Source organism: Burkholderia sp. YHN3-13 (assembly GCF_055810675.1).
The window spans coordinates 558659-571094 of record NZ_JBVVNQ010000002.1 but is presented as its reverse complement, the minus strand read 5'-3'; the positions used below and the strand labels follow the sequence as shown (position 1 = coordinate 571094).

Annotated in this window: 10 protein-coding genes; 7 read left to right on the top strand and 3 right to left on the bottom strand. The window is 66.0% G+C overall.

The annotated features are described in order from the left end of the window. Positions 1–363 precede the first annotated feature (363 nt). The 7 genes from AC0KUR_RS07450 to AC0KUR_RS07420 all read left to right on the top strand — a co-directional run bounded on the left by AC0KUR_RS07450 (position 364) and on the right by AC0KUR_RS07420 (position 7763). The gene (locus AC0KUR_RS07450; RefSeq protein ID WP_059556917.1) at positions 364–660 is read left to right on the top strand and encodes a cupin domain-containing protein; all 297 of its coding nucleotides are present in this window, start codon (positions 364–366) and stop codon (positions 658–660) included. Positions 661–1280: 620 nt separating this feature from the next. Then, positions 1281–2894: a DUF2957 domain-containing protein gene (locus AC0KUR_RS07445; RefSeq protein ID WP_049035969.1), complete on the top strand. Its 1614-nt coding sequence runs from the start codon at positions 1281–1283 to the stop codon at positions 2892–2894. Between the two features lie 71 nt (positions 2895–2965). Then, positions 2966–4219, top strand: a complete 1254-nt coding sequence (locus AC0KUR_RS07440; protein WP_473375624.1) for a DUF2957 domain-containing protein — start codon at positions 2966–2968, stop codon at positions 4217–4219. A 74-nt stretch (positions 4220–4293) separates the two neighbouring features. Beyond that, positions 4294–5118, top strand: coding sequence for an OmpW/AlkL family protein (locus AC0KUR_RS07435; protein ID WP_034186067.1), 825 nt, complete (start codon positions 4294–4296; stop codon positions 5116–5118). 121 nt (positions 5119–5239) lie between these two features. Then, positions 5240–5743 (top strand): hypothetical protein, encoded by a 504-nt coding sequence (locus AC0KUR_RS07430; protein ID WP_049035976.1) that lies wholly within the window; start codon positions 5240–5242, stop codon positions 5741–5743. A 185-nt stretch (positions 5744–5928) separates the two neighbouring features. Next, positions 5929–6432 carry a hypothetical protein gene (locus tag AC0KUR_RS07425; protein ID WP_034186210.1) on the top strand — a complete coding sequence of 168 codons (504 nt, stop codon included), beginning with the start codon at positions 5929–5931 and terminating at the stop codon, positions 6430–6432. Positions 6433–6641: 209 nt separating this feature from the next. Further along, positions 6642–7763: a hypothetical protein gene (locus AC0KUR_RS07420; protein ID WP_473375623.1), complete on the top strand. Its 1122-nt coding sequence runs from the start codon at positions 6642–6644 to the stop codon at positions 7761–7763. A 270-nt stretch (positions 7764–8033) separates the two neighbouring features. Here AC0KUR_RS07420 and betA read toward each other — a convergent pair whose 3' ends face one another. The 3 genes from betA to betI are packed head-to-tail and all read right to left on the bottom strand — an operon-like array spanning position 8034 to position 11846. Continuing rightward, positions 8034–9734 carry a choline dehydrogenase gene (betA, locus tag AC0KUR_RS07415; RefSeq protein ID WP_059556914.1) on the bottom strand — a complete coding sequence of 567 codons (1701 nt, stop codon included), beginning with the start codon at positions 9732–9734 and terminating at the stop codon, positions 8034–8036. A 25-nt stretch (positions 9735–9759) separates the two neighbouring features. Continuing rightward, positions 9760–11229 carry a betaine-aldehyde dehydrogenase gene (gene betB, locus AC0KUR_RS07410; RefSeq protein ID WP_034186071.1) on the bottom strand — a complete coding sequence of 490 codons (1470 nt, stop codon included), beginning with the start codon at positions 11227–11229 and terminating at the stop codon, positions 9760–9762. A gap of 32 nt (positions 11230–11261) precedes the next feature. Then, positions 11262–11846: a transcriptional regulator BetI gene (gene betI / locus AC0KUR_RS07405; protein WP_034186211.1), complete on the bottom strand. Its 585-nt coding sequence runs from the start codon at positions 11844–11846 to the stop codon at positions 11262–11264. Between the last annotated feature and the right edge of the window lie 590 nt (positions 11847–12436).

The window sequence follows — 12436 nt, the reverse complement described above, 5'->3', positions numbered from 1 at the left end:
CGCCGCTGCGAAGCGGCCGGGACCGGGGACGGCATGGCGGTCGGGCGTCATGTCGAACGACGTTGTGGTGCGGGATCGCAGGACCGCCATATTAGCAATCGGTAGATCGAAATGCATTCCGGTGGAAAGGCCGCGTATTGCCGGCGCCGGATTTGCATGAATCGGCCGTACTTCGATCAGCAAATACGTGCTTTATTTGAATTGAGCGAACAATTTGCCGCATTTCTCATGATTCCCGCCGCGACCGTGGTTCCGCCGTTGCGGCACGTCGACTGTGCTGCCGGAAGACCCTTGCGCCGTACCGGGACGGCACGCATCGCGCTCGCGATAATGCGTTCCTTTCATCGTTCATGGAGCGGGCGCATGTCTTTGGTCGATTTCAAGTCCGTGGCCGCCGCGCAGGCCGCCGCATGGAAATCCACGATCGTCGGCGAGGTCGGGCCGGCCCGGATCAAGGTGCTGCGCATGGATGCGCAGCCGTACGACGCGGAAGTGCACGACTACAACGAGGGGCTGCTGGTGCTCGACGGCACGCTGATGCTCGAGGTTGACGGTGAGACGGTGGTGGTCGGGGCCGGGCAGATGTATCTCGCGCGCGCCGGGATACGTCACGCGGTGCTGCCCGGCAGCCACGGCACGCTCGCGATCATCGACGTATGAGGTTGCGCCGCAACATGCGTGCGGGCCGCTGAAGGCCGCCTGGCCTGGCTCGGCGCGGATTGCGCGAGTGCCGTTCAAACGCGTGTTCCACAGCCCGGGTATTTGTCTGAGCAAATAAAATGAAGGCTGTTTGAAAATCTGTTAAATACCGTGTAAACGCTAGGATCGCGCGGGTTCATTCGTTTGGAACTCTGCATCCATTTACTTGTTTGAATGGTCCGATCATAGTCTCGACAAACGACGCATCACGATAACGAATCAAGCGTACGTATGGAGACCACACCATGAGACGCCCATCCGCGGGGCCAGCCGGACTGCCGTTTCCCGATTTTTCGCTGCATGCAGGCGCGACGCAGGTCGCATGCCTGCGTCGTCACCTCGCCGTGTAGCGCGGCGAACCACTTTCCGTTCCGATCGTTCCGACGGCGCCGTGCCGCATGACGGCGCTGCGGGACCGCGCTTGTCTGCCGCAGCGGCGTGTGCCGCACATGCCTGACCGGCATCGCGGCCGTCTGGCGCGCATTGTCATGCGCCGCGCGTTCGGGCGGCGGCGCGATACCAACCGGCGGGCCATGCAGCCTGGCCGGACGAGACTTGTCGTACCTGAAAAGGAGGGGTTGATGATTTGCATTCCTGAATGGCGGAAGGCGATCCTGTCGTGCGCGGTGCTGGTGCTGCCGTTCGTCGCCGGTTGCGGCGGCGGCGACGATCCGGGGCCGATCAACGTGCCGCAGTGCTCGGGCAGCGCCTGCGGGCCGAGCGGCGCCGAAACGACGCCGCCCGTCGTGGCGAAGCTGTGTCCGGACGCGCTCGATTACACGACGACGTATACGGGCGGCGCCGGCAGCGGCGAGTACGTGAAGGTGAAGTTCGACACGACGAAGCTCACCTACCAGATGCAGTTCATCGAATCGTCGGTGCCGACGTCGGCAGGGCAAGTCAACAACACGCGCGCGGGCCTGACGATCAGCGGCGCGTTCCATCATCCGACCAACCTCCCGACGGCCGAGCAGAACCGCTGCGCGTTCGTGCTCGACAGCGGCGCGACGAGCGACGGCGCGTATGCGGTGACGATCAATCGCGCCGATCCGCCGATGCTGTTCGTCGGCAATGGTGTCGTGGGCGGCGGGATTCCGGGGGCGACAATCGCGTTCAAGGGCATCGACCTCGGCGCTCCGTTGCCCATCGGCTACGTGCCGTCGCGCACGTTCGATTTCTATCCGTTCATCGGCTTCATCGAAACGGAAACCGATTTTTCGAAGGTCGCGGGCAATTACAACGAGGTAGGCATCCATCTGTCGCCGCTCGGCGGGGGCGGGCAGAGCGCGCCCGGGCCAATCGGCTGGGAACCGGACGTCGTCAACTGGAACCAAACGCTCAATGCGGACGGTTCGTGCACGATCACCCCGGGCAGCGACTACTCGTGCCAGACGACCGGGACGCCGTGGACGCTGCGCAAGAATGCGGACGGGTCGGCCGACAACGTGTTCGTGAGCAACGGGCTGCCGAACGCGTTTGGCGTGCTCTCGTATCCGATCGCGGGGCAGGGGTCGTCGCTCATCCTTCTTGCGTCGAGCCAGGCCAAAGGCATCATGATCGTCGGCAAGCTGAATGGCGTACGGATACCGGTCGTGATTCGCGTCGGCTACACGTATGTCGATGCGACCAATCTGCTCGCCTCCGTCGCCGATGCCGAAGTCGGTATCTCGATGCTGTCGTCGACCACCGCGATCGCCGCGAATTCCCTGAAAGGCGGCTACATCGGCGCGACCAGCGCCTCCGCCTGCGGCATCGTGACGTCTCCCGGCACGACGACCTTCTTCCCGACGGCGGGCCCGAGCTTCAATCCGAACGTGCCGCATCCGGAGCTGCCCGGCAGTTTCGTCAACGGCACCTTCCTGACGGAAGCGGGCACCTGCAACGACGGTACCGCCGTGTCGACGCTGGCTGCGAACTATACGTCCACGCTGTTCCAGGGCAATACCGCGGCATTCATCGATCCGCAGACGTCGTCGGTCACCTCGCAGTTCGCGCTCGACTATACGCAGGCCACGCCCGGCAAGATCAAGGTGACCGCCACGCAGGACTTCAACGCGAAGGGCGCGAACGGCAACGTGGCGATCTTCAGCAAGGGCGACACCGGCTGGCTCGTGACGGCCGGCAACGTCTACGCGATGGTCGTCAACAACAACAAGGTCAACCCGTTCTTCACGGTCGGCGCGTTCGTCCAGTAACCCTGCATTGAACACGTAACACCGGCGGCGCATGCGTCGCCGCCGGCGAATCGAATTTCAAGAGGATTCCTATGAATGTGAAGCAATGGATAGCCGCGGCATCGCTCGCGCCCGTGCTGGCCGCATGCGGCGGCGACGGCGACCCGCCCCCCGCGCCGGTGGTCCGGCTGTGTCCGCAGACGATCGACTACAACACGGTATTCATCGGCGGGTCGGGGTCGGGCGAGCTCGTGAAGGTGCAGCTCGACACGACGAAGATGACGTACCGGATGACCTACCTCGCGTCGCCGGTGCCGACCACCACCGGCACCGTGCAGCCGACGCGCGACACGGCGCCCGCCAATGTGGTCGACGGCACGCTGGCCGACGAAACGGGGCTGCCGACGGTGAAGCTGAACCAGTGCACGTTCCGGATGCAGAACGCGAGCCTCGACCCGAGCCGGCCCGCGCGGCTGTTCCTCGGCGAAGGCGTGCTGGGCGGCGCGATTCCCGGCGCGACGATCCAGTTCGACGGCGTGATCGGCGTCGGCAAGATCCCGAAGACGACGTTCCCGTATTACCCGTTCATCAGCTTCTCGTCGCTGGAAACCGACCTGACGAAGATCGCCGGCACGTACAACCAGCTCGGCTATCACCAGGTGCCGTCGCAGAACTTCCAGCCGGTGGCGCTCGACCAGAAGGTGACGATCAACGCGGACGGCAGTTATACGGAAACCGACAACTTCGGCAAGAAGAACGGCGGGTTGCCGCTCGCGTCGAGCGCGACCGTGAACCAGCCGTTCACGCTGCGCCCCGATGCGCCGGCGTTCCAGTCGCTCAACTACCAGCCGCAGATTCCGCCGACGCTCGCCGCGCTCGATCCGGCGAAGGCCGGCAAGGGGATCCTGATCGTCGGCAAGCTGCGCAACCAGCTCGTGCCGATCTTCATCCGCACCGGCGCCGCGAACGCGGACCTCACGCAAGGCCCGCCGAGCGCGGACGACGAATCGGGCATCTCGTTCCTGAGCCCGCAGACGGCGATCGCGCAGGGCTCGCAGGACGGCGAGTACACGGGCGTCGACAGCGCGTTCAACTACCGCGCGACCGCGCTCGTCGGCGCGCAGGCCACGCTGCTCGATCCGTTCAACGCGTCGCAGGCCGCGCTCACGCGCGCGCTGAACCTCGACTACACGCAGAAGGTGCCGGGCGTCGTGACGACCGTGCACGCGGATGCGGCGTCGGGGCCGGCAACCGGCAAGTTCGTGTTCAGCGGCGGCGTGTTCGGGTTCCTCGACATGGCCGATACGAGCAACCCGTACTTCACGGTCGGCGCATTCGTGCAGTGACGCACGCCTGGATGGAGACACGGTGGCGCCGCGCGCGGATGCGCGGCGCCCCGACAGAACGAGGGGGAGACTTCATGAAGAAGCTGATTGTCGCGGGTGTCGCCGCAGTCGCGTCGACGCTCGCATCGGCCCAGCAGGCGGGCGACAACGTCGCGACGCTGGGCTGGCTGCACATCATGCCGCAGGATTCGACCAACGGGTTGACGACGAATCTCGCGAGCATGCCGATCAACGGGCCGCTGCGCCTGCCGGGCTCGTTCACGTCGCCGGGCACGAGCCTGACGGTCAACAATGCCGATACGGTCGGCCTCACGCTCACGCACTTCTTCACCGACCACATCGCGGTGACGTCGGTGCTCGGCGTGCCGCCCGAGTTCACGCTGACCGGCCACGGCGTGATCAAGCCGCCGGGCCCGGCCGGCGCGCTCGGCAACGTCGACATGGACAAGTCGGCGAACCAGCCGGCCGTGAAGAACGCGCGGCAGTGGAGCCCGACGATCATCCTGCAGTACTACTTCAATGCGCCGACGGCGAAGTTCCGCCCGTTCGTCGGGATCGGCGTGGCCTACAGCTGGTTCAGCAACATCGAACTGAACGGCAACTTCGCGAAGGACATCAACGAGAACCTCGGCAGCGTGCTCGCGGCCGGCGCCGGCAAGCCGGGCGCGACCTCGGTGGAGGGCAAGGCGTCGTCGTCGTTCACGCCGGTCTACAACGTCGGCGCGAGCTATGCGATCGATAAGCACTGGGGGCTGACGGCGACGCTGACCTATATGCCGCTGAAGACCTACTCGTCGCTCGTGATCAAGGCGGCCGACGGGTCGACGCTCGCGACCACGCGCACGCGGCTGAAGGCCGATCCGCTGATCACGTTCGTCGGGATTTCCTACAAGTTCTGAGCCGACCGGCGCGCATGACGCGTGCCGGCGGTTTCCTGCGCCCGGCTGGCCGGATCGTTCCGGCCGGAAGGTCGCGTTCCTGGCGGCGTGCCGCCATTTGTGAAGAGAGGGGGCAGTTCAAATGAGCATTCGCAAAATCGTATCGCTTGTTGCTGCAGTGGCTTTCACCGCGGTTTCGGCCGCGCCTGTTTTCGCCGTCACCGTTTCGCGTGCCGACGGCCAGCCGATGAATCCGAACGGCGAGCCGTTCTCGGCGTCGGGGCTGACGGCGCTGGCCAAGGGGTCGATCAACGCGAACTGCAACGCGACCTTCAACGGCACGATCACGTCGACCGGCATCGTCAACATCACGTCGACGACGTTCTCGGGCGGCGCGACGTGCGGCCTGATCAGCGGCAGCGCGAGCAGCACGTCGCCGTGGACGGGCCAGGCCGACAGCACGACGCAGTTGTCGATCAACAACGTGAAGGTGAACGTCACGTTGCTCGGTACCTGCGGGCCGAGCAAGGTCGTGACGGCGTGGAGCGATTCGAACTCGTCGCTGACCTTCGACAAGTCCGCGCTGACGCCGGATTGCACGGTGAGCGGCACGGTCGCCACGTCGCCGAAGTTCCACGTGCAGTAAACGCCGGGCGATCGAAGCGGAACCCGCCGCGCACGAGGGCCGTGCGGCATGTGCGGCGGGTTTCCGCGGCTTCGATGGGTTCGTGCCGTCGCGTGTATCGGCGCGGCGGCCGGATTCATTCGGCGGCGCGGTCGTTTCTGCCGGTGTGCCGCCATTCATATCAAAAAAGAGAGAGGGCAATGCAGATGAACATTCGTCCAATCGCATCGCGTGTCGCTGCCGTGGTATTCACCGCGGTTTTGGCCGCGCCCGCCTTTGCCGTGACGGTTTCTCGCGCGGACGGTCAGCCGATGAATCCGAACGGCGAACCGTTCTCCGCGACGGGAATGACCACGCTCGGCAAGAAGGCGATCAACACCAACTGCGCGGTGACGTTCAACGGAACGATCACGCCGGCGGGCGTGATCCGCATCACGTCGGCGCAGTTCGGCGGAGGCAACTGGTGCCCGCTGATCAGCAGTACGGCGAGCAGCGCCGCGCCGTGGACGGGGCAGGTGGACGGCGCGACGCAGCTGTCGATCAACGATGCGCAGGTGACCTTCACGCTGCTGGGTTCTTGCGGTCCCGACAAGCTCGTGGCGGCGTGGAACGATTCGAACGCGTCGCTGACCTTCAACCAGGCCGAATGGGCGCCGGACTGCAGGTTGGCCGGCACGCTCGTCGCGTCGCCGAAGCTCCACGTGCAGTAACCGTCGCGGAGCGACAGCCGTGCGCGAGGATCGTGCGGTTCGCACGCGGCCATGTTCGCTTCCTCGATGTATTCGCGTCGTCGCGCTTATCCGCGTGCCGGCCGAGCCGCCCGTGTCGCGATCCGGCATGGGCGGACCCGCGGGGCGGGCGTGACGTACTGCGCTTCCCCAATTCGATCGAAACAAAACGATTCCAATTGGCCGGAACCATGCTTACCGATCCAGCAAAGTATGGCGATGCCCGCGACGCGACGCCCGACCGGCTGCGCACCGCCGCGTGGCTGCAATACCTGATCGACCATCTCGACACGGCGTCCTGCACGATGACCGCGCGCGATGCCGGCGACACGGCCGTCGCCGCGTCGTACACGACGCGCGCGGGAACCGGCGCGCGCCTGTCGCGCGAAGCGGCGGCCGCGCTCCACCGGCTCGTCCCGTGGAGCGCGTCGGACGGCGGCGGCTGCGCGTGCGACCCGGCCGATCCGCTCGGCGCGTGCTCGCATGTGCCGTCCGTCCGGCAACTCGCTGAGGCCGAACGTTGCTGCCCGGGCTCGCGTGCCGTATTCGACTCCGCGCACGGCGTGATCGAGGTGTGCGCATTCGACGATCCCGACATCGGCTGGGCCGCGCTCGAACGCATTGCCGGCGGCGTCGAACGCCACGGCGAAGACGCGCGAGAACGCGTCGCGAACCCACCTGACGGGCCGCGCGAGATGCCGCCTGCGAAGAACCTGAGAGAAAGGCTGACCGCTATCGCGGCAGCGAACGGAGAAACGCCGACCCACCCCGGTGCCGTCATCGACGCGATCGTGCTGCGCGCATGCGGCCCGCGAGACGACGCGGCGCGCATCGACGAGATGGCCGCGCTCGCGATGTTCTCGGCCGGGCTCGCGGCCGGCAACGGCGTGTCGGTTCAGGCGTACGGCGGGCAGCACAATCTCGTCGCGCGGGCGATCCGTACGCATCGCGCCGATCTCGCGTCGATGGACGGGCTGCTTGCCGCGCTCGCCGTTTGCCGGCTCGATCGACTCGTCGGCGCGGGCAGCTTCTGGGCCTGCTACCTGCTGGCGGGCATCGCGATCGCCGCACCGGATACGGTGCGGGAAATCGGCGGTCGCTTCCACGGCGACACCTGGCAGGCGTGGCTCGACCACGTGCTCGCGTGGCCGGCGGTCAGCCGCTTCGGGCCGACGGAGGATGTCGCGTTCGACCGCCTGCGCGACGCGATGAGCCTGACGTCGCGCTGGAATCCGATCGTCCGCGGCAAGCGGGTGCGCACGCGGGGCGTGACGATTTCCCGCTCAGGCGAAGACGGGAGCAAGGCCGGCTGACGGGGGGCTTGGCCGGGATGAAACGGCCCGCACCGCCTCGCGCGCAGGCGCTCGCCCCGGGGCGACATCCCGGGCCGCGTTGGCACGTGCGGGCGCGGCGTCACGCCATGGGCCGCGTCGTGCGACCGCACGACTGCCGCGCCGACCGGCCGCGCAACGCCTCGGTTCCGCGCTCCATCGACCGGACGCAGTATGTGATGCCGCCGACCATCGCGATCGGCGGCGTTTCATCAGGACACCATCCAGGTTCGGGCAGCGCGCCCGCCGTCGTCAGACCGTCTCGGGCTGCCGCACGGCCTTCGCGACGTTCCTCGCCATCGCGCCGTTCGCGACGAAGTAAGGGACGTCGACCCGCGCGAGCGGCTGGCGGCCGCGGATCTTGTCGGCAATCTTCTCGGCGATCATGATCGTCGGCGCGTTCAGGTTGCCGGTCGTGATGATCGGCATGATCGACGCATCGACCACACGGAGCCCTTCGAGCCCGTGGACGCGGCCTTCTTCATCGACCACGGCCATGTCGTCGTAACCCATCTTGCACGAGCACGACGGATGGAACGCGGTCTCCGCGCGGGCGCGCACGAACGCGTCGAGTTCCTTGTCGCTTTTGCAGTCGGCACCCGGGTTCAGCTCGCGGCCGCGATAGCGGTCGAGCGCGGGCTGGCGCATGATCTCGCGCGTCGCGCGGATCGCGTCGCGGAACTCGCGCCAGTCGAGCGCTTCGGCCATGTAGTTGAACAGGATGCTCGGATGGTCGTTCGGGTCGCGCGAGCGCAGCTTCACGCGGCCGCGGCTCGGCGAGCGCATCGAGCCGACGTGCGCCTGGAAGCCGTGCATCTCGATCGCGTTCGAGCCGTTGTAGTTGATCGCCACCGGCAGGAAGTGATACTGGATGTTCGGCCAGAGGTCGTCGTCGCGCGTGCGGATGAAGCCGCCCGCCTCGAAGTGGTTGCTCGCGCCGAGGCCCGTGCCGTTCAGCATCCATTCGAGGCCGATCTTCGGCTGGTTCCACCACTTGAGCGCCGGGTACAGCGAGACGGGCTCCTTGCACTCGTACTGGATGTACATCTCCAGGTGGTCCTGCAGGTTCTGGCCGACACCCGGCAGGTCGAGCACGACCGGGATGTCCAGTTCCTTCAGCCACGCGCCGGGGCCGACGCCCGAGCGTTGCAGCAGCTGCGGCGACGCGATCGCGCCGCTGCACACGAGCACTTCGCGGCGTGCATGCGCGCTCGCGCGCTCGCTGCCGCGCAGGTACGTGACGCCCGAGGCGCGCTTGCCGTCGAACAGGATGCGGTCGGCGAGCGCATGCGTGACGATCTCGAGGTTCGGCCGCACCTTCGCCTGGTCGAGGTAGCCGCGCGCGGTGCTCGCGCGGCGGCCCTTCGGCGTGACCGTGCGGTCCATCGGGCCGAAGCCCTCCTGCTGGTAACCGTTCAGGTCGTCGGTGCGCGGATAGCCGGCCTGCACACCCGCATCGACCATCGCCTCGAACAGCGGGTTCACGCCCGGCTTGCTGGTCGTGACCGACACGGGGCCGCTGCCGCCGTGATAGTCGTTCGGGCCGACGTCGCGCGTCTCGGCTTTCTTGAAGTACGGCAGGCAGTCGAGATACGTCCAGTTCTCGAGGCCCTTGTGCGTCGACCAGTTGTCGTAGTCGAGCGCGTTGCCGCGGATGTAGCACATCCCGTTGATCAGCGACGAGCCGCCGAGCCCCTTGCCGCGGCCGCATTCCATCCGGCGGTTGTCCATGTGCGGCTCGGGGTCGGTCTCGTACGCCCAGTTGTAGCGGCGGCCCTGCAGCGGGTAGGCGAGGGCGGCCGGCATCTGCGTGCGGAAGTCGAAGCGGTAGTCGGGGCCACCGGCTTCGAGCAGCAGCACCGTGACGTCCGGATCTTCCGTCAGGCGCGTTGCGAGCACGTTGCCCGCGGAACCGGCGCCGCAGATGATGTAGTCGTATTCGCGTGTCGTCATGACGGTCAATCTCCTTTCGTGATCCTCAAAACACCGGGTTGTAGCGGCCGAGCTCGACCTGCACCGACTTGATTCGAGTGTAGTGCTCGAGCGTCGTGATGCCGTTCTCGCGTCCGACACCGGATTGCTTGTATCCGCCAACCGGCATTTCGGCCGGCGATTCGCCCCACGTGTTGATCCAGCAGATGCCGGCTTCGAGGCGATGGATCGTGCGGTGCGCGCGCGACAGGTTCTCGGTCACGACGCCGGCCGCGAGGCCGTAGTGCGTGTCGTTCGCGCGGGCGATCACTTCGTCTTCCGATTCGAAATCGAGGATGCTCATCACCGGCCCGAAGATTTCCTCGCGCACGATCCTCATGTCGTCGCGGCAATCGCCGAACACGGTCGGCGCGACGTACTGGCCGTTCGCGAAGTGGCCGTCGGTCAGGCGGGTGCCGCCCGCGAGCAGCTTCGCGCCTTCGGCCTTGCCGCTCTCGATGAAGCCGAGCACCTTGTCGAGCTGCGCGGCCGACACGAGCGGGCCGAAGTTGGTGTCGGCATCGGTCGGCTTGCCGACGCGGATGCGCTTCACGCGTTCGAGCACCTTTTGCGTGAACGCATCCTTGATCGAGCGGTGCACGAACACGCGCGTGCCGTTCGTGCAGACCTGGCCCGAGCTGAAGAAGTTGGCGGTCACGGCGATGTCGGCCGCACGATCGAGGTCCGCATCGTCGAACACGATCAGCGGCGACTTGCCGCCGAGTTCCATCGTCACTTCCTTCAGCGACGAGGCGCCGGCCAGCGACATCACTTTCTTGCCCGTCTCGACGCCGCCCGTGAACGACACCTTCGCGATGTCCGGGTGGCCCGTCAGCAGCGCGCCGACCGAGCCGTCGCCCTGCACGACGTTGAACACGCCGGCCGGCACGCCGGCTTCCGTATAGATTTCCGCGAGCTTCAGCGCGGTCAGCGGCGTGACCTCGCTCGGCTTGAACACCATCGCATTGCCGGCCGCGAGCGCGGGCGCGGTCTTCCAGCACGCGATCTGGATCGGGTAGTTCCACGCGCCGATGCCCGCGCACACGCCCAGCGGCTCGCGGCGCGTGTAGACGAACGACTCGGCGCGCAGCGGCACCTGCAGCCCCTCGATCGCGGTCGCGAGGCCCGCGTAGTACTCGATCACGTCCGCGCCGGTGACGATGTCGACCGCGAGCGTCTCGCCGATCGGCTTGCCGGTGTCGCGCGTTTCGATCGCCGCGAGTTCGTCGTTGCGTTCGCGCAGCAGGTCGACCGCGCGGCGCAGGATGCGCGAGCGCTGCATCGCGGTCATCGCGGCCCATTCGCGCTGGCCTTCCTGCGCGGACGCGACGGCGCGCTCGACGTCGGCCGCGCTTGCCTGCTGCACCTGGGCGAGCAGTTCGCCGGTGGCGGGATCGAAGGTGTCGAAAGTCTTGCCGCTCGTGGCGTCGACGTAACCGCCGCCGATGTAGAGGCGCTGCAAACCGTATACGGACATGAGGATCTCCTGGTAGGCGACTGCGTGACGCGTCAGGCGGACGCGAGCAGCAGGTCGATGTAATCGTGGGCGAGCTTCAGTGCAGCCCGGGTGTCGATCGGGCCGCCGGCGAGCGCGCCGCGCAGCCACAGGCCGTCGATCAGCGCGGCGAGGCCGCTGGCGGCTTCGCGCGCTTTCGTGCGCGGCAAGGCCTTCGCGAACTCGGCGCACAGGTTCGAATGGAGGCGCCGCGTGTTGACGTGCTGCAGGCGCTTGAGCATCGGGTCGTGCATGCTCTGCGACCAGAACGCGAGCCACGTCTTCATCACGGGGGCGCTGACCTGCGTATCGTCGAAGTTCGCGGCGACGATCGCGCGCAGCCGCGAACGCGGATCCTTGCGCGCGGCCGTGCGGCGGCGCGTGGTGGCCGACCACAGGTCGCGCAGCACGTGCCGCATCGTCGCTTCGAGCAGGCCGTCCTTGTCGCCGAAGTAGTGGCTGACGATGCCCGTCGAGATGTTCGCGCGTTGCGCGACCGAGGCGAGTGTCGTGCCGGGCAGGCCCGCTTCGTCGATCGAGCGCAGCGTGGCATCGATCAACTGCGCGCGACGGATCTCCCGCATTCCGACTTTCGGCATCGCGACTCCCTTCGCCCGGACGGGGCCGTTCATGGAAGTCGAAAGCTTAGCGGTTTTTTATTGATCGTTCAATCAACAAAAAATCGGGGTCCGACGGCGAAACAGCACGCCGCGACGGGTGCCGCGTCGCCTCCGCGGTTATGTGCGGGTGCGGAAAAATGCATTGAAAGAAGGTTAATTAAATTGAAATCTGTTTAAAACGGATTCCGAAAAGATGACGCAATGCGAGGGAAAATTTCCACTTCCGGTGCATTACAAAACGAAAGAGTGTCGAAATATGTAAGATTATTCGCAATGTGAAATCGTCAATTCGGATCGTGAATGCGTGCAGCTTTCATGAAATCGTTTTAATCAGGCGATTAAACCATATTATGTATTTGAATTAAAACAAGAATATCGATTTTTTGAGCGCTTCTCCGGATTGCTCGCAAACGATTGCGTCCGCCCGCGTGGAGAATCCGCATACCATAGAAGTTGACGAAAAAATTTGAATCATGGGCATTTTCTAACAGAGTAGAGGAGATCGTTGGAATGACTTGAGTAAGTAATATCGACCGTATTAGTATGGCGCCGCACCATCAGGAATCAAT

What these genes read in the sequence shown, in the direction of transcription:
- AC0KUR_RS07450 (WP_059556917.1), top strand. Translation starts at nt 364, where the DNA reads ATGTCTTTGGTCGATTTCAAGTCCGTGGCCGCCGCGCAGGCCGCCGCA.
- AC0KUR_RS07445 (WP_049035969.1), top strand. Translation starts at nt 1,281, where the DNA reads ATGATTTGCATTCCTGAATGGCGGAAGGCGATCCTGTCGTGCGCGGTG.
- AC0KUR_RS07440 (WP_473375624.1), top strand. Translation starts at nt 2,966, where the DNA reads ATGAATGTGAAGCAATGGATAGCCGCGGCATCGCTCGCGCCCGTGCTG.
- AC0KUR_RS07435 (WP_034186067.1), top strand. Translation starts at nt 4,294, where the DNA reads ATGAAGAAGCTGATTGTCGCGGGTGTCGCCGCAGTCGCGTCGACGCTC.
- AC0KUR_RS07430 (WP_049035976.1), top strand. Translation starts at nt 5,240, where the DNA reads ATGAGCATTCGCAAAATCGTATCGCTTGTTGCTGCAGTGGCTTTCACC.
- AC0KUR_RS07425 (WP_034186210.1), top strand. Translation starts at nt 5,929, where the DNA reads ATGAACATTCGTCCAATCGCATCGCGTGTCGCTGCCGTGGTATTCACC.
- AC0KUR_RS07420 (WP_473375623.1), top strand. Translation starts at nt 6,642, where the DNA reads ATGCTTACCGATCCAGCAAAGTATGGCGATGCCCGCGACGCGACGCCC.
- betA (WP_059556914.1), bottom strand. Translation starts at nt 9,734, where the DNA reads ATGACGACACGCGAATACGACTACATCATCTGCGGCGCCGGTTCCGCG.
- betB (WP_034186071.1), bottom strand. Translation starts at nt 11,229, where the DNA reads ATGTCCGTATACGGTTTGCAGCGCCTCTACATCGGCGGCGGTTACGTC.
- betI (WP_034186211.1), bottom strand. Translation starts at nt 11,846, where the DNA reads ATGCCGAAAGTCGGAATGCGGGAGATCCGTCGCGCGCAGTTGATCGAT.